General features: G+C 57.1%; 19 protein-coding genes and 3 tRNA genes. 15 read left to right on the forward strand and 7 right to left on the reverse strand.

Annotated features, from left to right (window positions below; genetic code table 11):
- Positions 1-33: 33 nt before the first annotated feature.
- Genes tssM through RBB47_RS08880 form a run of 6 tightly spaced genes read left to right on the forward strand, consistent with a single transcriptional unit; the run spans position 34 to position 9,314 of the window.
- A complete protein-coding gene (gene tssM, locus RBB47_RS08855) occupies positions 34-3,687 on the forward strand; it encodes a type VI secretion system membrane subunit TssM (protein ID WP_305985420.1) in 3,654 nt (1,217 codons plus the stop codon).
- Positions 3,688-3,697: 10 nt separating this feature from the next.
- The gene (gene tagF, locus RBB47_RS08860) at positions 3,698-4,381 is read left to right on the forward strand and encodes a type VI secretion system-associated protein TagF (RefSeq protein ID WP_305985421.1); all 684 of its coding nucleotides are present in this window, start codon (positions 3,698-3,700) and stop codon (positions 4,379-4,381) included.
- The gene (locus RBB47_RS08865) at positions 4,378-5,142 is read left to right on the forward strand and encodes a PP2C family serine/threonine-protein phosphatase (RefSeq protein WP_305985422.1); all 765 of its coding nucleotides are present in this window, start codon (positions 4,378-4,380) and stop codon (positions 5,140-5,142) included. Before tagF ends, RBB47_RS08865 begins: the two co-directional genes overlap by 4 nt.
- On the forward strand, positions 5,142-7,034 hold the full coding sequence (locus tag RBB47_RS08870) for a serine/threonine-protein kinase (protein WP_305985423.1): 1,893 nt from the start codon (positions 5,142-5,144) through the stop codon (positions 7,032-7,034). The genes RBB47_RS08865 and RBB47_RS08870 overlap by 1 nt, the downstream gene beginning before the upstream one ends.
- A gap of 37 nt (positions 7,035-7,071) precedes the next feature.
- Positions 7,072-7,494: a biopolymer transporter ExbD gene (locus RBB47_RS08875; protein WP_305985424.1), complete on the forward strand. Its 423-nt coding sequence runs from the start codon at positions 7,072-7,074 to the stop codon at positions 7,492-7,494.
- On the forward strand, positions 7,491-9,314 hold the full coding sequence (locus RBB47_RS08880) for a hypothetical protein (RefSeq protein WP_305985425.1): 1,824 nt from the start codon (positions 7,491-7,493) through the stop codon (positions 9,312-9,314). The genes RBB47_RS08875 and RBB47_RS08880 overlap by 4 nt, the downstream gene beginning before the upstream one ends.
- Here RBB47_RS08880 and RBB47_RS08885 read toward each other — a convergent pair.
- The 3 genes from RBB47_RS08885 to RBB47_RS08895 all read right to left on the reverse strand — a co-directional run bounded on the left by RBB47_RS08885 (position 9,306) and on the right by RBB47_RS08895 (position 10,920).
- Complete coding sequence (locus RBB47_RS08885) at positions 9,306-9,977, reverse strand: MotA/TolQ/ExbB proton channel family protein (protein WP_305985426.1); 672 nt, start codon at positions 9,975-9,977, stop codon at positions 9,306-9,308. The genes RBB47_RS08880 and RBB47_RS08885 overlap by 9 nt on opposite strands.
- 35 nt (positions 9,978-10,012) lie before the next feature.
- Positions 10,013-10,444, reverse strand: a complete 432-nt coding sequence (locus RBB47_RS08890; protein ID WP_305985427.1) for a hypothetical protein — start codon at positions 10,442-10,444, stop codon at positions 10,013-10,015.
- A gap of 71 nt (positions 10,445-10,515) precedes the next feature.
- The gene (locus tag RBB47_RS08895; RefSeq protein ID WP_305985428.1) at positions 10,516-10,920 is read right to left on the reverse strand and encodes a DUF1036 domain-containing protein; all 405 of its coding nucleotides are present in this window, start codon (positions 10,918-10,920) and stop codon (positions 10,516-10,518) included.
- A 197-nt stretch (positions 10,921-11,117) separates the two neighbouring features.
- Between RBB47_RS08895 and RBB47_RS08900 the strand changes: the two genes are divergently transcribed.
- The gene (locus tag RBB47_RS08900) at positions 11,118-11,540 is read left to right on the forward strand and encodes a biopolymer transporter ExbD (RefSeq protein WP_305985429.1); all 423 of its coding nucleotides are present in this window, start codon (positions 11,118-11,120) and stop codon (positions 11,538-11,540) included.
- A gap of 64 nt (positions 11,541-11,604) precedes the next feature.
- Here the strand turns inward: RBB47_RS08900 and RBB47_RS08905 are convergent, their stop codons facing one another.
- The 3 genes from RBB47_RS08905 to gloA form a co-directional block, all read right to left on the reverse strand.
- Positions 11,605-13,176 (reverse strand): caspase family protein, encoded by a 1,572-nt coding sequence (locus RBB47_RS08905; protein ID WP_305985430.1) that lies wholly within the window; start codon positions 13,174-13,176, stop codon positions 11,605-11,607.
- A gap of 607 nt (positions 13,177-13,783) precedes the next feature.
- Positions 13,784-13,859: transfer RNA gene (locus RBB47_RS08910), tRNA-Glu, on the reverse strand.
- Between the two features lie 125 nt (positions 13,860-13,984).
- Positions 13,985-14,425, reverse strand: coding sequence for a lactoylglutathione lyase (gene gloA / locus RBB47_RS08915; protein ID WP_305985431.1), 441 nt, complete (start codon positions 14,423-14,425; stop codon positions 13,985-13,987).
- Between the two features lie 53 nt (positions 14,426-14,478).
- Here gloA and RBB47_RS08920 point away from each other — a divergent pair, with 53 nt between their 5' ends.
- From RBB47_RS08920 to RBB47_RS08945, 6 genes are all read left to right on the forward strand, one after another.
- On the forward strand, positions 14,479-15,240 hold the full coding sequence (locus RBB47_RS08920) for a Sir2 family NAD-dependent protein deacetylase (RefSeq protein ID WP_305985432.1): 762 nt from the start codon (positions 14,479-14,481) through the stop codon (positions 15,238-15,240).
- 155 nt (positions 15,241-15,395) lie between these two features.
- Positions 15,396-15,977, forward strand: coding sequence for a cold-shock protein (locus RBB47_RS08925; RefSeq protein WP_305985433.1), 582 nt, complete (start codon positions 15,396-15,398; stop codon positions 15,975-15,977).
- Between the two features lie 226 nt (positions 15,978-16,203).
- Positions 16,204-16,626: a DUF192 domain-containing protein gene (locus RBB47_RS08930; RefSeq protein WP_305985434.1), complete on the forward strand. Its 423-nt coding sequence runs from the start codon at positions 16,204-16,206 to the stop codon at positions 16,624-16,626.
- A gap of 106 nt (positions 16,627-16,732) precedes the next feature.
- A tRNA-Pro gene (locus RBB47_RS08935) sits at positions 16,733-16,809 on the forward strand.
- Between the two features lie 312 nt (positions 16,810-17,121).
- The gene (locus tag RBB47_RS08940; RefSeq protein WP_305985435.1) at positions 17,122-17,976 is read left to right on the forward strand and encodes a hypothetical protein; all 855 of its coding nucleotides are present in this window, start codon (positions 17,122-17,124) and stop codon (positions 17,974-17,976) included.
- A 157-nt stretch (positions 17,977-18,133) separates the two neighbouring features.
- Positions 18,134-19,162, forward strand: coding sequence for a PLP-dependent cysteine synthase family protein (locus RBB47_RS08945; RefSeq protein ID WP_371932763.1), 1,029 nt, complete (start codon positions 18,134-18,136; stop codon positions 19,160-19,162).
- Between the two features lie 96 nt (positions 19,163-19,258).
- Here RBB47_RS08945 and RBB47_RS08950 read toward each other — a convergent pair whose 3' ends face one another.
- Positions 19,259-19,492, reverse strand: a complete 234-nt coding sequence (locus RBB47_RS08950) for a hypothetical protein (RefSeq protein WP_305985437.1) — start codon at positions 19,490-19,492, stop codon at positions 19,259-19,261.
- Between the two features lie 337 nt (positions 19,493-19,829).
- Between RBB47_RS08950 and RBB47_RS08955 the strand changes: the two genes are divergently transcribed.
- Together RBB47_RS08955 and RBB47_RS08960 are read left to right on the forward strand one after the other, a co-directional pair.
- The gene (locus RBB47_RS08955) at positions 19,830-20,135 is read left to right on the forward strand and encodes an ETC complex I subunit (protein WP_305985438.1); all 306 of its coding nucleotides are present in this window, start codon (positions 19,830-19,832) and stop codon (positions 20,133-20,135) included.
- Positions 20,136-20,277: 142 nt separating this feature from the next.
- A tRNA-Arg gene (locus RBB47_RS08960) sits at positions 20,278-20,354 on the forward strand.
- The last annotated feature ends 32 nt before the right edge of the window (positions 20,355-20,386 follow it).

The raw sequence follows: 20,386 nt of genomic DNA on the forward strand, positions 1-20,386 counted from the left end.
TACTCCGGGACAACGCAGAACAAGGCAACATCAATGAAATTCTGGCTCGGAATAACTGCAATTGTGATCGGCATTATTGCCCTTATCGCCCTTATCTGGTTCGGCGGGCCGTTTCTTGCCATCGCGGGTGTGCGTCCGTTCGAACCGCTCTGGGTGAGATTGCTTCTGGCGTTTCTCATTCTGGCGACCATTGGTGGCTGGACGGCTTACAGGATCTACAAGCGCATTGCGGCCAATCGGGCACTGGAACAAGAAATCCTTCAGCCCAAGGCCAGTGAGGAAGATCTTCAGATCATGTCGGAGCGCATGAAAGATGCGCTGAAGACACTCAAGACTGCCAGCGGCAATACGCGGACCTATCTCTACGATTTGCCTTGGTATCTGATGATCGGTCCTCCCGGCTCCGGGAAAACCACGGCGCTGATGCATTCCGGTCTGAAATTCGCCAATTCCAGAGGCAAGGGTGAAGCCCAGAAGCTCGAAGGCCTTGGCGGCACGCGCTACTGCGACTGGTGGTTTGCGGAAAACGCGGTTCTGATCGATACCGCGGGCCGGTATACGACGCAGGATTCCGACGAGGAACACGACAGCGAATCCTGGCTCGGTTTCCTAAAGATCCTGCGCAAGGCCAGACCGCGCCAACCTGTCAACGGCGTGATGGTTTCCATCAGTCTAGAAGACCTGATGACGCTTTCCGATGCGGAGTTGAAGCTCCATACGGACGCGATCCGGGCTCGGCTGATTGAACTCTACAAAACGCTGAAGATCGACTTTCCGGTCTATGTGATTTTCACCAAGGCCGACACGATTGCGGGCTTCATGGAGTTCTTCGGCTCCTATCCGGAGAGCCGGCGCAATCTCGTCTGGGGCGCGACCTTCCAGACGCGCGAAAAAAACAAGAACATGGTCGCCGAAACGCCGGCGGAGTTCGATCTGCTGATCGAGCGTCTCAATGAGGAAATGGCCGACAGACTTCAGGAAGAACCCGACCCAAGGGCACGCCTGATGCTCTACGGTTTCCCGACGCAGGTGGCCGCACTCAAGGATCGCATTACCGGTTTTCTGAACGCCATTTTCGAACCCAGCCGCTATTACCCGAACGCGGTGCTCAGAGGGTTCTATTTCACCTCCGGTACGCAAACCGGTACGGCGATCGACCGCGTCATCGGGTCAATGAAACAGGCGTTCGGCACGGCCTATCAGGCTGCAGCGCTTTCGGGTCAAGGCAAGAGCTATTTTCTGCGTGATCTGCTCACCAAGGTGATCATTGGGGAAGCCGGTTGGGTCAGTCACAATCGCCAGGCCGTGCGCATGGCAACCGCGGCACGTATTGCGGCTTATTCGGCCATTGTTTTGCTCACGCTTGGGCTCGGCAGCTTATGGGCGGTCAGCTATTTCAACAACCGCGCGCTGATCGATGAAACCGCCAAGGCCATGGCTGCCGTGCGGGCCGAAGGCGAGGGGGTGCTGGAGCAAAGGGTCGTGCGCGACGATGCCTTGCGCGATTCAGCCTACATCCTGTCGCTTCTGCGCGCGCTTCCGGCCGGCTATGACAGCCGAAACGATCCGACGCCGCTTATGGAAAAATTCGGCCTGAGCCAACGCGAACGGCTGGAAGCGGCCGGTATCACGTCCTACCGCAGCGGGCTGGAACGGCTCTTGCGGCCGCGTCTTCTGCTTCGGATCGAAGAGCAGATGACCGACGTCCTGGATAACCGGACAGGACCGGGCGGCCAGGATATCGATACTCTCTACAATCTGATCAAGCTCTATCGCATGGTTGCCGGCGACGCGCCGGAAATCGACAAGGACCAGATCAAGAATTCCTTCCGCGCCGACTTCCTGCAAAGTTTCCCGGGACGCCAGGGAGAAGTGCTCCGCAACGAGCTGAATGCCCATATTGCCGCGATGCTGGATCTTGATTTCGGTGGCAACGTGCTAACGGACCAGCTTGACGGCGTGCTTGTAGCCGAGGTCCAGCGGGAACTGGCCAGGGTCAGCCTCGCGGAACGCGGCTACGCCTTGCTGAAATCGAGGTCGAAGGGCCTGACCAGCGAAGACTGGATCGCCGAACAACGCGGCGGTCCGGACATGGAAACCGTGTTCGAGACGGAAAACGGCGATACGCTCGATACTGTCGTTGTCGACCGGTTTTACACCTATCCCGGCTTCCATTTGTCGGTCCTGCCAAATCTGGCAGGCATTCGCGAAGAACTCGAACGTGACAAATGGGTCTTTGGCGACATCAGCGAGGCCGATGCGTTTTCCGACCAGTACCAGTCGCTTCCCTCTGAAATCCTTGCGCTTTACACCAAGGATTACATAGCGGCCTGGGAAGGCGCGCTCAGCAACTTGAAATTCAAGTCGATGCGCAATGACAAGCCGCTCTACACGACGCTGCAGGCAGTCTCCGCGCCGACGTCGCCCGTGGTCCAGTTGCTGGAAAGCATCCGCAATGAAACCCTTTTGACGCAAGACCTCTCCGAGCAAGGCATCGCCGGTTCTCTTGGTGGCGGAAATGCCGGGGAGGCGGGAACGGAAGCCGCGCAGAAAATTTTCCAGTACTACGTTCTGGACAGGTCAGGAGGACTGAAGCGTATCGGTCTTGAAGCCGGTATCAAGGCGCTCGCGCCGGGCGGTGTGTCGAGTGCACTCGATGCCGCGACCGGCGGTGACGGCCCGGCCATCATTCCGGGCAAGGCAGTTGAGGACCATTTCCGTCCCTATCACGTGCTTGTCGAGGGGGAGAACAGCCGTAAGATCGACGCACTGCTACTCAACTTCAAGAACATCCTCGACAATCTGCTGGTCGTTGCCAACAACCCGGTCCAGAGCGAGACCGCCAATTCCAATGTGCAGATCCAGGCATCACTTCTCAGAAGCAACGCCACGCGTTTCCCGCAACCGTTCGACAAGCTGATCCTGCAGTCGGCCAAGGAATTTGATGAGGAGTACAAGGAAACCTCGATCACGCAGCTCAACGAAAAACTGAAGTCCCAGGTAGTTGAAGAGTGCCGCCGGATCGTCGCGCGCAACTATCCGTTCACGAACGGGCGGTCGGAAGTGCCGATGACGGAGTTCGCCAAGCTCTTCTCGCCGAACGGCATCATGCAACAGTTTTTCGATCAGAACCTGAAAGCGCTCGTCGACACATCTTCTCGGCCCTGGAACTGGAAACCCGAAGTCACGCAGGCCGACCGTCTGTCCAACGCGACGTTGCGCCAATTCGAGCGTGCGGATCTCATCAAGCAGGCGTTCTTCCCGACCGGCAACGCGTTTCCTTCTATCGGTCTGCAGGTCGTGCCAAGGGCTTTGTCCCAGCAGGCCGACGCAGCAAGCCTTGAAGTCAACGGCAATCTGGTTCTGGTCACGCGCGGCCCCGGCTTCAATGCAGACATTGAACCGCTGCCTGCAAGCTTCGATTGGCCGAGCAATACTGCCACACCGCGTGTCGTATTGGTCATTCAGCCGGAAGTTCCGGGCTACCGTTCCCGCCAGGAGGTGCATGGTGATTGGGCGTTTTACCGGTTCGTTCGCGCCAACAGGGTCAGCTCGGGCCAGAACAAATTTGTTATTCGGAAAACGCTCGGCGGAAGACAGGTTGCCTTCACGGTGACACTCCGCACAAAACCGAACCCGTTCTTCCTGTCCGCCGTCGGCGACTTTACGTGCCCGACGAGTTTCTGAAGGACGCTGAATGGACATTCAGAACGGATATTTCGGAAAGCTGCCTGACCGGGCCGACTTTGTGATTGGGAGATGTCCGGAGGGCTTCCTGCGACATTGGGAACCGTTTTTGATGAAGGGACTTGCACAGTCGAGACAAGACTTGGGCAGCGCGTGGGAAGAAACTTATATGACCATGCCTGTCTGGCGGTTCTGGCTGGTTCCGGAGATCGAAGGCGGGACGATGCGCGACGCGGTTGCCGGCGCTCTCATGCCGAGTGTCGACAAGGTCGGGCGAAAGTTCCCGCTGACGGTTGCCTCGCCGGCCAGGACGGGAGACGACAACGGCAGACCGGAGGAGGCCTGGTATGACCGGGTCGAGACGGTTCTTCTCGACGTCCTTGATGAGGAAAGCAGCCTCCAGGCGTTCCAACAAGCTGTCGCCACACTTGAGGACCCCTCGGCCGTCAGCGCCGATGATCCATCGCTGGCATACAGCACCCTTGCGGCGGCACCGGAAACTGATGGCAAGATCCAATCGTTTTTCTGGTGCCGGGCGGGCGACCAATTTTTTGGATTTCAGTGTTCCGGATTACCGGACGCGGAAGCATTTCGCTGGCTGCTCCTCCCTGAAGAGCATGGCGAAGACACGAGCGAAAGTGAAACGGCAGGGCACACGCATGGGCGATATCATCCGGAGGATAATCGGACATGACACTTTCAGTGCACGAGGATTTGCAAGGATTTTCGTTCGGATTGACCCATGTCGGGCGTGTTCGCGAAGAAAACCAGGATGCCTTTTACTGCGACGAGAACAAGGGTGTCTTTGCAGTCATGGACGGAGCGGGTGGTCTGAACGGTGGAGCCATTGCCTCCGGGCTCGTGAAAGAAGCTTTGACAACGATCAGAGTGCCGCAAAATGCAGTGGATCTGCTTGATCAGTTCGAAGGCCGGGTGATCGACGCCAAAGAGCAGATCGAGAAAGCGTCTGCAAAAGCAAACGGTGCTGCGATGGGAACAACGATCGCCGCGCTTTTAACCTTCGGCTCCAATTTCGCCTGTCTGTGGGCCGGTGACAGCCGGGTCTACCGGTTCCGGGACGGGAAAATGGAGCAACTGACAACGGATCACACAGAGGCCCAGGAACTGGTCGATCAGAATGTGCTTACGGAAGAAGAAGCCAAGCTGTTTTCAAGGCGCCACGTGATCACCCGCGCAATCGGATCCGGCGTTGACCTTGAGCTGGAGCTGGTCTCCGGAAATCTGCGGCTCGGTGATCGCTTTCTTTTGTGCTCGGATGGCTTGACGGGGCATCTCGACGATACAGTTATTTCAACATTCATGCTGGACGGTACCAAGAAATCGGTCGCACAGGGTCTGCTGAACGGAGCACTGGACCAGGGGGGCGCAGACAACGTAACCGTGGTCGTCGTGGATATTGACCGCGTCTCTTATGATGAAGGAGAAGTCCGCTGATGAATCCCGACGATCATTTGCTGCCGTCCGGGTCCAGGCTCAACAATCTTTACGAGATTGAAGAGCATATTGCCGACGGCGGTATCGGGACAGTGTATCGTGCGAGGGACGTTGAGAGCGGCGATCCGGTTGCCATCAAGGTTCTTCTTGCTCGAATGGCAAAGGATCCTCTGATCCTCGATCTTTTCAAGCGTGAAGCCAAGATCCTTCGAAAACTGAAGCACGATGCGCTGACGCAATACTTTGTTTTCGCCAAGGAGCCGACGCTCGGTGTCTATTACCTTGCGATGGAATTTGTCGCTGGTCCCTCGCTTAAGTCGCGCCTGGAAGCTGGGCCACTTGAACCGGAGGCTGTCTACCGGCTGGTCATCAGGCTCGCGTCCGCGCTTCAGGCCGTGCATGATCGGGAGGTCATCCACCGCGACCTGTCCCCGGACAATATCATTCTCCAGAACGGTGACGTTGGCCAGGCGAAAATCATCGATTTCGGTATATCGCGCGCCAATACGGCCGGACCGACAATCATCGGCGACGGCTTTGCCGGCAAGGTCAACTATGTCTCGCCGGAACAGGTCGGTCTGTTCGACGGCAAAGTGACGGCGAGAAGCGACATTTATTCGCTGGGGCTCGTCATCACCGAGGCACTGACCGGCAAACAGCCCGATATGGGGGGCACCCAGGTCGAGATGGTTGAAAAGCGGCGGGCGGTGCCGTCGCTTGAGGGGGTAGACAACCGGTTTCGACCGCTTCTTGAAGCCATGCTTCAGCCTGAACCGGCGAACAGGCCTGCCTCCATGGCGGAGATCGCGGAATGGACGCTTGGTGCTCCTATGCGCCAGCCGATTGAAGACAAGACAATCATCAGACCTTCGGGACCACCTCCAGAGCAGTCCGTTCTGGACCAACCTAACCAGCCGGCGCAATGGGGACGCCGTGTGCTTGTCGCCCTGTCTCTTCTTGGATTTGCAGGAGCAGGTGCGGCGGGGGTCTATTTCCTCGTCGGACAAACGGTCCCCGACCCGAACCAGAAACCTGTTTTGATCGCTGAGCCGCGCGAAAACGCGCCGCCGAAGCCGATCGCTCAGATCGACGATGGGGCAGAGGACGACGACGGCGGCGGCTCGACAGCCCAATCGGGTGGCTCCGGAGAGGGAACGGACGCCACTGGTAACAGCGAGGATTTGACCTCCCAAAAGGGAACCGAGATTGCTTCGCTGCCGCCCAATACCCTGGATAACGGGCAACAGCAAAATACTCCCCCCTCAACAAACCTGAGGCCGGAAGATCGTATCCGGAACTATGTGAACAACTACCAGGCGGGCGACTGTATGTATCTGCAGCCTGTCCAGATCGCCAGCAGGTCCGCCGAAATCGAAGGCTTTGCATCCAGAACGCCGCCATTCATCACTTTCGACAGCGAGTTCACCCAGACGCAGGGCTTTGAGGCCAAGATCCAGGTCAATCTTGTGAGCGATGCGCAATGCCCGGCGATTTCCTTTCTGAGGGCGACACCACAAGGCAATGAGCAGACTGAACTGCGCCTTGATATGCAAAGAACGGTCATTCCGAACGGGGAAAATATGGCCGGAAGAATCTCCGGCTATGATCCCTCGACCGGTGAATTGGGTCTGATTTTCGTCACCAGCAACGGAGAAGTCGTCAATCTGTCTCCCTATTTGCAGAGCGATGACGGCGGTGCAGGATTTGTTGTCCCGCTGAACCTGAAAACACCGTCCGACGAGACGGGGTTGATTATTTCAATGGTTGGGTCGGACATGGCTGCAAATTTGTCGAAGCGCCGGGAAAAGCAGGCAAATGCCTATTTTGAAGCCCTGCAGCAGGATCTGCCGGTCTTGCGGGCAACGGCAACGACGGTCAAAGTGGTGCCTTGACCCGTTTGCTTGACCGGGACCTGACGACGTTGACCTGATGAAGCGCTATACGAAACCGATCCATGTACCGCAGCCGTTGAAGCATCGCACCGCGGACAGTTCGCTGGCCTTGATCAACGTCGTCTTTTTGCTGCTGCTGTTCCTGCTCGTGTCGGGCACGCTTCGTCCGCCGCTGCCGGAAGAGTTCGAATGGGCGGAGACGATCTCTGAGGACGGAAGGGGAGACATTCAGAACAGCCTTGTTCTGTCGCGAACCGGTGCCGTTTGGTTCGATGGCAATGCGCTCGAAGATGAAGACCTCGAAACAACGCTCGCTGACCTCGCTCAAACCCGGGACAGCTTGTCGGTGCAGGTGGATCGCAGAGCGAAGATGGAAGCCGTTGCGATGCTCGCGAAACAGCTTCAATCGGCAGGTATCAAACAGCTGAGTTTCGTCACAATTGAAACGGATCGACCGTGACGACCGCCGTCTACAATCAAACCGGCGAAGCGCGGATACCCGCCTATGTCTGGACGGCGGGGCTGGGCTTGTCGGTCGGGGCCCACCTTGCGGTGGTCATTTACGGGCTGCCCTATTTGTCGTGGGATACGGAGCAGCTTCCCGAACCGGCTGCGACCGAAATCACCATCGAGAGCAATGATCTGAATTTTGAAACCGCGGCGGTCGTGGAGTCGGTCGCTGCAGAAACCGCAACGCCGGATGCTGTCGCGGTTCCACCTTCTGAAGCAGTACCGGTACCCGTCGAACCGTTGCCGAGCGTTGAAACGGTACCCGATTCAAGCGATGTCCTGACACCGGCAGAAACCGTCGCGGCAAATCCGGAAACCGTGCTGCCTGACCAGGTTGAAACCAGTCAGGTGGAGCCGGGCGCGGCTGTTTTGCCGGAGCGTATCGAAACGAGCGAGGCCCAAGCCGTTCCTCAATCAGCCGCTGAGCCCCTCACAAGCGCGGCCGCTGAACAGGTTGTTGCAACAGCGCCGGAAACCGCAGCCGTTGCGCCGAGCCAATCAGTGGCCGTCAGCGTCGCTCCGCCTGTAAGCACTGTTGTCGTCGGTAAAGAGATCGAACCTGCGGCCGTCCAGCAGGTGCCTGAAACCCCCACGGTCGTGACTGCGCAGCCGTCAACCGCGATTGTACTACCTTCAACGGTCCCAACCGATGATGAAGGGATCGTGGTCGTGACCGCACCGGCGACGACGGCTCAGCCGACAAACACCACGCAAACCCAGGCAGAAACGGCCAATGTGAGCTCGGTAACTCCCGTCCAGTCCGTTGAGCAGGCGTCAAGCCCGGTTGCAGTGGCCCCCGGATCGGTTGTCGCTCCGGTGACTGCCGCACCTGCGACCGCCCCGTCCGTTGCCGTTTCCAGCAGTTCTCAGGTCAGTACCGTGACTTCTGTTACGGCGCCGGTGGTCACGTCGAACACGCTGCAGGTCGAAGCCGGATCAGTGCAGGCGGTTGATCCGGTCGAAGAGCAGATTGCGGCGATACGGCCGTCTGAAATAGGTTTGCCGTCAATCGAGCCGAGCGATCCCGATCCGTCGAATGTGCCTGCGGCGCCTGTTACCACCGACCCGGCGTCGAATGTGTCACCAACGGAAATCGCGACAATCGATCCGCTTGCGGACGTTACGGCCTATGTTTCCAGCTATAACGTTGGCGAATGCGCGCATTTGACTGTCATGTCCGCGGGGACCGACACCGCGCAGGTGACAGCCTTCGGTGCGACCATCGCGCCGTTTGTTCAGTTTGATCAGAAGTTCAAGGCCGACCAGGGCTACGAGGCTAATATTGAAGTGCGTCTCGTCACGGGACGGCAATGCGCGCTTCTGAATGCACTCGGACCCGAAAACGGCGTCGAAGCTGCTGGCCTTGTTGAGCTGGACAACACCGTTGTGAAAAGCGGCACGCGCGTTTCTGGAGTCATCCAGCGAGATTTGCCGATCGGTCGCATCGCACAGGCGGAAGCTGCTGGTCTTGAGCTGAACGGGAAGGGACCGCCCGAGCTCTATCTCATTGACGATGCCGGCCAGATCCACGACGGCAGGAGTTTCGTGCGCCATGAGACAAGCACTGTGAGGGTTGGAGGGTGGCGATTTGCGGTTCCCGTGACGCTTATCTCTGGAAGTCCATCCGAGACCGCGCTGATCTTGACGGTCTGGAACCGGCCGAAGAGCAATCAGCCACCGGAGTTCAGAAGCTTGCCGGCGGATCGCATTGCAAGCGTGCTCGCTGAACCCGGCGTTTACTCGCTGTCCGCCTTCAAGGTCTCACGTTGACGGCGCCGGACTTGCAGCACCGGCAGTGAAAACGCCGGTCAGCAGAACTTCAAGCGCCGCACGTTCCTTTTCCAGCCGGGTTTCGAACCAGGTCACCGCGACGGAAACGGGGATAGCGACGGCCAGCCCGCAGGCCGTGGTCAAGAGAGCAACCCAGATGCCACCTGCAAGTGTCGCCGGGTTTGCAGAAGATCCGGATTCCTGGAGCGTCTGGAAGGTGTCGATCATCCCGAGCACGGTCCCGAACAGGCCGAGCAAAGGCGCGATCTGAGTAACAAGGTCGAGGGCCTTGAGCCAGCTTGCCAGGTGAAACAGGCGGTCAGCCGCACGCGCGGAAATCTCCTCGCGCAAACGTTCCTCGCGAATATCGCGTTCCTGCGCATTCATGGGTTGCTGGTCCAGCATCTGGATCGCATCCATGGCGCCGCGCACGAGAGCGGCTGACAAGGACCTGTCTTTCAAAAGCGCCTGGGTAGCCTTGGCACGTTCTCCGGTCCGCCACAACGTAACAGCCTGCCTGACAAGAACATGACGCCCGACCCGCGCATTTGAGAACTGGAAAGCCTTTGCAAGAATGGCGGCAAGCGCAAGAACGGAGATGGCCAGGAGAACCAGAACCACCGGTCCTCCAAGTTCGAGCAGCGAAGAAGACGACTCAACCATTCAACGACCGTTCCTTCCGGCAGGTAGTGTCACGATCAGTCTCCGAACTGGATTGCGGTACGGTTCTTCAAATCGAGGAGATCCGGGCAGTAAACATCCGTGACGCTTGCAGGCACACAGTTCAGAACGTCATTGATATGCAGCCTGGAAAGGCTGTCGCAGGCCTTGCCGGCAAGGTCAAACTGCAGGACTTTGGTCTTTCCGGCCGAAATGCGTGAAAAATCAAGGCGAAGAAACTGATCGACCAGACCGTCGACATTAAAGGCCACGATTTCCAGGCCAAGCTGGTTGATGGGTCTCTCAAGGCCATTGGTCGCGATTACGGAGAGCCGGCAGCCGCCATCTTGTGTCGGTTGGACATGGTTGAGTTCAAGACTGATCTTGCCGGTCGGATCCTGTGCCTGCGCCGGCGCCGCCAAAACGGCCAGAACATACCCCAGTAAAATCAGACAAGCCGGTATTCGCATGTAACCCCCCAAAAAACTCCAAGTCGAAAACCTTGGCTGAAACAGCCTGTTGCGGTCATCAGACACAAATATCAGTCATAAGACAACAGCACTGTCCAGTCTTCTGCACCGTCTGTTTCAATCTTGAAAAAATCGGCTTCGATCAAGCCCCGTTGCCAGCACTGATCCCCGTCGAACAAGACAAATTTCTCTTCACGTATGCAGAGTGTGATGTCACCCCCGAGGCGGCTTTCACCAAAACCGTCGGCAACGTGAAGATAATATTTTTCTTGCTTAAGCGGTTCCTGAAGGATCTGACTGCAGGCATTGGCCGTGATTGTCCACCAGCCCTCCGTGCGCAATCCGTCTTCCGTGTCAAAACCGATCGCAACATTCACCAGATCGACAGATCCATTGCACACTCTGAGGCCTGCCTGCGCCGGCAAAGCACCAAGCAAACCCGACAGGAAGACAGAGACCGCAAACGTCAGCCCCACGGGCCATCGATTGCCCGATCGTAAAAGACTTCTGGACGAGAATGTTTGTGCCATAAACGGGTCACCAGGTCGGTATTCGTACCGTAACGCTAAGGAAATAAAGGCTTATGGTCAATTTGGCTTTTCCTGTTGAGCTTTATAGCGAAGTACGTGACATTAACGGGATCAGTGTTGCGGAAAATCTTTAAGAACCACCGATGCTTTCGATACACAGTCCAATTGGCAAACGACGGCGGATACCGCTGACGCCGCTGATCGACGTGATTTTCATCCTCGTCATGTTTTTCCTGCTGTCTTCGTCATTCGGGATATGGCGCCCGCTGGATATCAGCTTGGGCGGAGAGGAGGTTGCGGAACGCACCGAAAGCACGGCTGTTTCCACGCCGCCGGTCCTGATTGTTTTGAAGGTTCTGCCGGCAACAGGGGCCCAAGAGCTGATCGTGAACGGGCTGACCATAGAACTTGACGGACTGGCCGGGGAGCTGAACAGGCTTGCCGACGCCGGTGCCCAGACCGCGGTGCTGGTTCCGGACGATGCCACGGACTTTCAGCAAGTTGTCCGTATTCTCGATGAAGCGAAATCCTCCCGGATCAAAAGCGTCAGCCTGAAGCTGCAATAAACGCGGGGCAAAACAAAACGGCCCGGCGTGTTGCCGGGCCGTCTATGTTTTTCAGGTGGCTGGCTCAGCGGCCGATTGCGCCACCGATGATGCCACCGACAACACCGCCGATGAAGGCTGCGCCTGCAGGGTTCACGCCACCGCCGCGATTGTTGTTCTGCGTGTTCGTGGCGCGCTGTGGCTGTCTGTTGTTGTTGGTCGTGGTCGTCTGCCGCGTTGTTGTGCTCCGCGACGCCGAAGCCGCCCGCTGCTTGCGCTTGATTTCAGCGATGTAGGCAGTGTACTGCGCGGCCGTCTGGTTGGTCAGCAGCAACTGCTGTGCCGCGGTGAAGTATCCGGACGGAACCTGACCGTTAGCCGTCTGCCAGGCAACGATGCCGGCACGTGTCTTCGGACCGAAGGCACCATCAGGACGGCCGACATTGTGTCCCGTAAGGTTCAGGCGTGTCTGGATTTCCCGCCGTGCAGAGCGGTTCCATCCAAGCGCTGCTTCTGTTTCTGCCGTACCGGGAATTGCGGTCTGCGGGTTCGGCAGGGTCGCACTCGCACCGGCGGCATTCGCTGCCGGAGCTGCTCCAGGCGTGGTCGCCGGGTTGACTGCGGCCACCTGAGAGCTGGTGCTCAGGCGCTTGATCGAGTTGCGCGCAAAGTCAGCGAACGTACCGTTCGGATAGGCCGACAGGTAGGATTCGTAGTCGGCAATCGTGTCGCTTGATTTGGCAGCTTCCCAGATCAGCTTTTCACGTTCCCAGTCAAGATTGCGCTGTGCGGTTGCCGGAGCAGGTGCTGCAACAGCCGGCTGCTGCGGAACTTCGGTGGCCGTGTTGCCCAGGGAGGCGACTTCGGTGCCCTCAGCGGACGCGACGCTCTTGTTCAGGAAGACTTCGCCGATAAGGGAAGCATTCACCCAGGGGCGCTGACGCTTTTCCGTGGCATCATAGACATCACCGGTAACGCGGGTCATCACGGTCTGGATGGAGGCGTTGGGCGTATCGATGTGGCGGATGAGAGCCGACGTGAACGGGGAATTGCTGCCTTCGCCGTCGAGCGCAACATCGCCCGGGCTGGTCGCAAACGCTATCACGGAACCTTCACCGCCGGTTTCCTCGACCTTGATCTCGGCAAGACCTGCGCCGACGTTACCAGACCGGCTGGGGCCCATGCGGCGAGCGAGTGTGCGCGCCAGCGGGTTGTCGCGGCAGGCATCCAGGAACACCATCTGAACCTTCACGTCCTTGGACATCTGGCGCATGATGAAGTCGACCGAGATCGTTTCGAAATCGAGAGACGTTTCGTCTTCGATCTTGGCGTCGATCGGAACCAGCAGGTTCTGTCCGGCAACCTGCATGCCGTGGCCGGCATAAAACAGGAGCGCGATTTCCGCACCGTAGGCTTTCTTGGCGAACTCCATCACGGAACGGCGCATGTCGTTATAGGTTTGGTCCTGACCCGCGACGACTTCGAAGCCGAGACTCTTCAGCTTTGTAGCCATCTGTTCCGCGTCGTTTGACGGGTTGGGAAGGGGTACTGTGTGTTCGTAAGCACCGTTGCCGATAACCAGGGCAACGCGCTTTGCAAGTGCCGGGGCTGTTCCCGCAATGAGTATTGCCAGCACGGCGATCATTCGTGTGAACATGTCCTGTCCTCTCGTCGATCAATGTTGCCTGTCGGATTTTCCGATCTTCGTTGGAGGTTTGTTTCCTCTTGTTTCCAGAGTTACCCCTGCGGCATGAATTCTTCTGTAATACGTGTCACAACTATTTGTTTTGGTGAAATCATACTTAAAACCAATGGATCGCTGTTCCACCCAACAGCTTCCGTATTATTTCGAATTCCGCATCGCATTATATCCAATCTCAATTCGCAATACCACGATTCCTCGCAGTTTTCCGGGCTTTTTTCTATCACATCTGTGTAGGTTCCGAGGCACCTTTGACAAATTTAGAAAAGTTGACTGGTTCCGGCGAGTCAGATCCCGAAAGATTTCTCGTTTTTTCCCGAAACACCAATTGAGTGACGAAGATCACGCTTCCTTGCGACCCGGGTCCAAGTTCGTGCCGAGCTGTCATTTGCGGACAATCACTTTGGATATCCAGGCTCGACTGGAAGCGTTACAGCAATCTTTGACTGTCGGGATGTGCAGACGGAGTATCTAGATCAGCTGATACGGCACGGCAGCACACGGGCAGGCAGTTCATGCCCACCGGCAGCGGATATCGAAATAGAATTTGTAGAAGAGAAAATGGCACGCCCAACGGGACTCGAACCCGTGTTTCCGCCGTGAAAGGGCGGCGTCCTAGACCGCTAGACGATGGGCGCGCGGTCGACGCGGCTGCGTCGTGGGGAGGCTTATAGGCGGGAATGAACCCGCCCGCAAGAGCCTTCGTGACAATTTTTTGCAGGCCCGGCATTCCGGGCCCGCGTGTGTTGCAAAAGTCCCGGAATCACCACTCGCCGGTGTTCGGCATGGAAGCCCAGGGCTCTTTGATTTCAAGAGCTTCGCCCTTCTGAAGCAATTCGAAGGAAATATTGTCCGGCGAACGAACAAACGCCATGTGACCGTCGCGCGGCGGGCGGTTGATCGTTACGCCCTTGCTCTGAAGGTTTTCACAGAAGGCATAGATGTCATCGACCTCAAAAGCCAGGTGACCGAAGTTGCGGCCGCCCGAGTATTCTTCCGGATCCCAATTGTAAGTCAGTTCAAGCAACGGAGCCTTGTTTGCCTTGGCAGCATGGATGTCGTGCGGCCCGGCAAGAAAGATCAGCGTGAAGCGTCCCTTTTCGCTTTCGTGACGGCGGATTTCCGTCATGCCCATCTTGTTGCAATAAAAGTCGAGGGATTCTTCAATGTCGGTTACACGAACCATCGTGTGCAGATAACGCATAGCTTGTCCTTTTCCTCAGACGAGGGATCTAGCGAGAGGTGGCCGGCCGGCTCATGACACTCATCACCAGCCTTTCAGATGCCAGGGACTTTGTCGCCCATTTATTCAAGGATGACGGCCTCAGCATCGTGGCGTTGACCGGTGCGGGAATTTCAACGGAATCGGGAATTCCGGATTTCCGGTCCCCGGGAGGGATATGGTCCCAGCGACAACCGGTTCAATACCAGGATTTCATAGTTTCTGAAAAGAGCCGGCTCAAGGATTGGGATCAGCGCTTTGAAATGATGCGTTTTTTCGACCAGGCCGAGCCGAACGCAGCACATCTTGCGCTCACCGCGCTCGCCCATAAAGGCGCACTAAGGTGTCTCATCACGCAGAATGTTGACGGACTGCATCGAAAAGCAGGTTTCCCGGCGGACAAGCTGATCGAGATTCACGGCAACTCGACCTATGCCACGTGTCTTGACTGTGGCAGGCGGGCCGAACTGGAGGGGCAACGCACATATGTGGACGCCGGCCAAAGCCCGCGTTGTGACGAATGCGGCGGCTTGCTCAAGGCCGCTGTTGTCAATTTCGGCCAACAGATGCCCGAGGCTGAACTGGAACGGGCATTTCAGGCTGCCCAGACCTGCGACCTGTTCCTGGTGCTCGGATCGTCCCTGGTCGTCCATCCCGTCGCCCAGTTGCCGGTGACCGCCGTGCGCTACCGTGCCGAACTCGTGATTCTCAACGGGCAAGAAACACCGCTCGATTCGCTCGCTTCTACTGTCATTCGGACACCATTGGCGCAAACTTTTGCAAATTTCGGCGAATAAAAAGCGCAAAACCTGTAAATGGTCTGTGGTTAGTTCCACAATTTCGCTTCTCGCAATTAGTCGCAATGTTATCCTTTTATTAGGAATCGGCTGTGAGGTGAGTCGCAACTTGCCCTCAGCTTAATGATGCGGACGAGAGACGGGATAAAATCGCTATGGGGGTCAAAACCGCACGCGAACCCCGCGCGCTAGACACGGCAACAGAAGACGTAGCCGTTGATGTATTCGAGGTTGCCGGAACCATAAAATGGTTCGATGTCGGAAAGGGCTACGGCTTCATCGTACCGGACAACGGCGAAGGCGACATACTGCTTCACGTGACCTGCCTCAGGCGGGACGGTTACCAGACAGCATATGAAGGGGCACGCGTCGTTTGCGAGGTTCTGGATCGTCCGCGCGGACTTCAGGCCTTTCGCATTCTGTCGATGGACGAAACAACTGCGACCCATCCTTCGCAGCTGCCACCGTCCAGAACCCATGTTCAGGTCGTTCCCGAAGGCGGCTTTGAAAAGGCGACCGTCAAGTGGTTCAATCGGGTCAAGGGCTTCGGCTTCCTGACCCAGGGCGAGGGCACCGAAGACATTTTCATTCATATGGAAACACTGCGCCGGTTCGGGATTACGGAATTGCGTCCTGGCCAGGATGTGATGGTGCGCTTCGGCGAAGGCCCGAAAGGCCGGATGGCCGCCGAAATCCGGCCAATGGGAGCAGGGACCCACATCCCGGCGTCGCACTAGCGGCCACGCTCATTCATCGTTACTTTGCGGCCGGACCTGATCCGGCCTTTTGTTTGCCGCTCTTCTGCGCTGAATTGAAACAAAGACACAGCTTCGATAAAGACCAGGGACGCCGGTCCGGATGGCACCGGATGTCTGTCTGGCACGAATAAGGTTCAGCATGGTTTTTCGTATTTTCCGAGTGATAACGCCTTTTTTCCTCGCACTCCTCGTTAGTGTCGCGGCAATGACAACCGCCTCCCGGTCGCAAAACGCACAAGAAACGCTGCGCCAGGAAAACCTCGTGGTTCAGTCCGGAGACCAGACCCACCGGTTCTTGGTCGAGGTGGCCGAAACCGATAGGCAACGCTCGCGCGGGCTGATGTACCGCGAAGAAATGGCGGCCGACCACGGCATGCTCTTTATTTTCGACGGCGAGGGCGAGCGGTTTTTCTGGATGAAGAACACACCGCTGCCGCTGGACATTATCTATATTGGCGCGACCGGTGAGATCGTCAGCATCGCCGCAGACACGACACCCTTTTCCGAAAAGGTCATCCCGTCGGGCGAAGCGGCGAAATTCGTGCTGGAACTCAACGCCGGCACGTCAGCGAGCCTGGGCATTGATGTCGGCGACAAGGTTTCGAGCCCGTCGATGGCGGGTGAGTGAAAGGCAACCACAGTTATGATCCGACTGTTCTTAGCAGTGGGAAAACCGATATGACGCCTCTTGACGCCTGCACCGAACGCGGATACACCGCACGCATTCAACGGATCGGGGTATAGCGCAGCCTGGTAGCGCATCTGGTTTGGGACCAGAGGGTCGCAAGTTCGAATCTTGCTGCCCCGACCATTTTCTCCTGACAGTTTCATTACTTGACCGCGCCGGGTGCCGCGCTTTTCTGTCGCTTGTTGGCGCTTTGGTCAGGGTTAAAAAACACTTAATAAACGGTGTCGAAACGAGAAGCCGGTGGCTCGGTTTGTTCGAATTTGGGACGAAAATCGCTCGATTGACGAACCAAAATAAAATCGTCCTCGACGCTCGCTATCGCGTGCACGCTAAACTTCTGAAAAATATAAGAAAAAACATTTGGCCAGAAACGGTGTGCTTTGGCCGGACACTTGCTTTGGATCCCTCAAAACAAGGGACTGAAGGAGTAGCGCCGTGTTCCCGAAAACCTCTAAGCAACCTGCCGGCGGCTTTTTCGGCAGATCGAAGACACCGAAGAAACCGAAAACACCACTCTTGGAAGATGTGTACCTGTTCGACTTGAATGCCGTTGCACCGGGTGCCTTCGGGCAGATCGACAACGACTTTGCCGACTACGTTCAAAGCTTTGCCCGCTTCAGGTCCTGCTATCTGATTTCGAGCCTGAGCTACAACGAGGTGATGCTCAGACTACCGGAACGGTTGAGGCAGGCCTTCAAGGGCGTTTATGTCTCTTCTGGAGCCGAATACTGGAGCGGCGACGAGGTGGTCGAACGGCAGGACCACGAGTTTTCAGACGACCTCTATGAGTTTCTTGCAAAAGCTGTTCAAAGCAGCAACTACCCGGACAAAAAGCCTCCGCTGATCGAGCAGGGGCCCTCCACATTGCGGGTCTGTCTTGCCGGCACGCAGTCGACAATCGGCGAGCTGAAGGCCTACCTGCAGTGGGAGACCGAACACCGGGAGATCCCGGTGCTCATCCGGGAACTCAAGGCACGGTTTCCGGATCACAACGTCTACCAGGATACGGGCGAGAGTTTTGTGATCATGCCCGATTCCTTTTCGAGCGCGCAGGTTCATGAAAGCATTACAAGCCGGCACAAGAACGTCCGGCTGATCGGATGTTTTTCACCTGGGTCCGTCGAAAGCTTCGCAGATCCTCTGTGCAAGATGTTGAGCAGCGCCGGTCTGCTGACGGTCGTAGGCGGGCCGAGCGATCTCAGTCATCTCCTGAGCTACGAATTCCGGCGCAATTCGGAGCACGCCCGGCTATCTCTTCCGGCCCGGCGTCACGCGTCCGGAGTGCACTAGCTGCCCATTGTTCGATGCGTTATCGGCGACGAGGCCGTAGCGGCGAAGCCCGTACCTGGACTTCTCGTTGTTCCTTGCCGGCTTGAGTTTCCGTTTGAGTTGCACTCAGATGGACCATCTTTGCTCAAACAGAAACAGGGATACCATGGACACTTGGGTGGCGCAGGCAGTTGGCAGGATCAACGCGGATTCGCACAGGTCCGCGGACACACACCTGTTCAAACTGCAGGTGCCGCGCCTTGAAGGCGTGGACATTTATCTGAAAGACGAAAGCACGCACCCGACCGGCAGCCTGAAACACAGGCTGGCGCGCTCGCTATTTCTCTATGCCTTGTGCAACGGCAAGATCAGGGAAGGGACGACCGTGGTGGAGGCGTCCTCCGGCAGCACCGCCGTGTCTGAAGCCTATTTTGCAAGAATGATCGGCGCACCGTTCATTGCTGTCGTGCCGGAAAGCACGGCGCACAGCAAAATCCGCCTGATCGAGCTTTATGGAGGAAAGATCCACTTTGTCGGGTCTGCACCCGAAATGCATGACGCTGCTGTCGAGCTGGCGCGCTCGATTGACGGCTATTTCATGGATCAGTTCACTTATGCGGAACGGGCGACGGACTGGCGCGGCAACAACAACATCGCCGAAAGTATTTTCCGGCAGATGGAATTCGAACCGCATCCCGTTCCCAAAAGGATTGTGATGAGCGCCGGGACAGGAGGCACGTCCGCAACGCTTGGCCGGTACGTGCGCTACAAAGGTTTCGACACGGCATTGACGGTGGTCGACCCGGAATACTCGGTGTTTTACGACAGCTACTTCACCGGCGACAGCACGCTGACCTCGGACAAGTCGAGCCGCATTGAAGGCATTGGTAGACCGGAAGTGGAACACTCGTTTCAGCCCGATGTCATCGACGACATGATGAAAGTGCCCGATGCCGCCAGTGTTGCGACAATCCTGTGGCTGGAAAAACTGATCGGGCGCAAGGCCGGTGGCTCGACCGGAACAAACCTCTGGGGCGTCCTGTCATTTGCCAGGAACATGATGGACGCCGGCGAGCACGGCTCGCTTGTGACCCTGATGTGCGACAGCGGTCAACGCTACCTGGACACCTATTACGATCCGGACTGGGTGCGCGACCATATCGGTGATTTGAGTGCGTATGAAAACGAATTGGAGAGCTGGAACTAGACCGTTTCCTTTGCGCAAGGAGCGGTACCCGGCGAACTGTGCTTGCAAAGTCAGCTTTCTGAAAATCGGGCGGACCTCAGTTCAACCGGTCGAACTTCAGCGGTCAAACGCCTGCAGCAACAGCGACATGACATTCAAAAATTCGTCCTGACGATCCTGCGGCAGTTCGTTCACACTGGAAACGCCGTAGTCCAGGGTCAGGATCATGTCCCACATTTCGCCGAGATTTGCCTCGTCTACCGCAGCCTTCAGCTTGATCGGAGACGGCGATGACGGAATGGCATGCTCGGGAACATACGCTCCGATATTTTTGTATAGTTTATGATGCATATGTCCCGCTCTTTGTTTCTTGAGTGCTTCGACTTCTCGTATGGCCGTGGAACCGGCTCTTGAAAATCGTTGAAGTCAGCAGGCTGCAAAGCTCAACGGTCGGTATCGAACTTCACGCTAAAGTAGCTACTAGCACACAATGCAGGTAACTGTCATCTCAAGCACGGACGATAATCCTCAGAGTGTAAACAGCTATTTTGCCCACGCACAGTTGAGGTCCCACGCGGGTCTTTGCGGCGGGCAAGTCCAACAACGGTGTTGACTTCCGGCCAAAAGGCGGGAAAAAGCTCCTAAGAGAATGTGAGACCTTGAAGATCTGTTTTAGGGACACCGTCATATGGTTGCGCGCATCTATCGTCCGGCGAAAACAGCAATGCAGTCCGGCAAGGCCAAGACCCACCGCTGGGTCCTGGACTATGAGCCGGAAGTCGCAAAGTCTGTGGAACCGCTGATGGGTTACACGTCGTCTTCCGACATGAAGCAGCAGGTTCGCCTGTACTTCGACACGCAGGAAGAAGCCGTCGCTTATGCCAAGCGCCATGGTATCGCCCACCGTGTCGAGAAAGCTCATGAGCGCAAGGTCAAGGGCGCGGCCTACGCGGATAATTTCAAGTTCAACCGGGTCGCCCCCTGGACACACTGAGACGCGGTTTCCGCATTGCGCGGTTCTGACGCTTTTGGTCCGAAATGGATTGCCTGTTGAAAGCGTCATACACGGATCGACATGATCCGCACAACCGTTGTTTAAGAACATGCGCAGCCGGTTTTCGGCTGTTACACAATCAGGCCCCGTAGCTCAGCTGGATAGAGCACTCGCCTTCTAAGCGAATGGTCGCAGGTTCGAATCCTGCCGGGGTCGCCATTCTCCCGCCAAGTATCTGAAAAACATGAGTT

Origin of the sequence: Roseibium sp. MMSF_3544, assembly GCF_030732845.1 — a bacterium.
Lineage (GTDB): Bacteria > Pseudomonadota > Alphaproteobacteria > Rhizobiales > Stappiaceae > Roseibium.

Bases quoted from the DNA above. Each gene is read 5' to 3' on its own strand.
- RBB47_RS08955 (WP_305985438.1), top strand. From the start codon at position 19,830: ATGGTTGCGCGCATCTATCGTCCGGCGAAAACAGCAATGCAGTCCGGC.
- RBB47_RS08865 (WP_305985422.1), top strand. From the start codon at position 4,378: ATGACACTTTCAGTGCACGAGGATTTGCAAGGATTTTCGTTCGGATTG.
- RBB47_RS08925 (WP_305985433.1), top strand. From the start codon at position 15,396: ATGGGGGTCAAAACCGCACGCGAACCCCGCGCGCTAGACACGGCAACA.
- RBB47_RS08950 (WP_305985437.1), bottom strand. From the start codon at position 19,492: ATGCATCATAAACTATACAAAAATATCGGAGCGTATGTTCCCGAGCAT.
- gloA (WP_305985431.1), bottom strand. From the start codon at position 14,425: ATGCGTTATCTGCACACGATGGTTCGTGTAACCGACATTGAAGAATCC.
- RBB47_RS08900 (WP_305985429.1), top strand. From the start codon at position 11,118: ATGCTTTCGATACACAGTCCAATTGGCAAACGACGGCGGATACCGCTG.
- RBB47_RS08930 (WP_305985434.1), top strand. From the start codon at position 16,204: ATGACAACCGCCTCCCGGTCGCAAAACGCACAAGAAACGCTGCGCCAG.
- RBB47_RS08875 (WP_305985424.1), top strand. From the start codon at position 7,072: ATGAAGCGCTATACGAAACCGATCCATGTACCGCAGCCGTTGAAGCAT.
- tagF (WP_305985421.1), top strand. From the start codon at position 3,698: ATGGACATTCAGAACGGATATTTCGGAAAGCTGCCTGACCGGGCCGAC.
- RBB47_RS08870 (WP_305985423.1), top strand. From the start codon at position 5,142: ATGAATCCCGACGATCATTTGCTGCCGTCCGGGTCCAGGCTCAACAAT.
- RBB47_RS08890 (WP_305985427.1), bottom strand. From the start codon at position 10,444: ATGCGAATACCGGCTTGTCTGATTTTACTGGGGTATGTTCTGGCCGTT.
- RBB47_RS08905 (WP_305985430.1), bottom strand. From the start codon at position 13,176: ATGTTCACACGAATGATCGCCGTGCTGGCAATACTCATTGCGGGAACA.
- RBB47_RS08920 (WP_305985432.1), top strand. From the start codon at position 14,479: ATGACACTCATCACCAGCCTTTCAGATGCCAGGGACTTTGTCGCCCAT.
- RBB47_RS08885 (WP_305985426.1), bottom strand. From the start codon at position 9,977: ATGGTTGAGTCGTCTTCTTCGCTGCTCGAACTTGGAGGACCGGTGGTT.
- tssM (WP_305985420.1), top strand. From the start codon at position 34: ATGAAATTCTGGCTCGGAATAACTGCAATTGTGATCGGCATTATTGCC.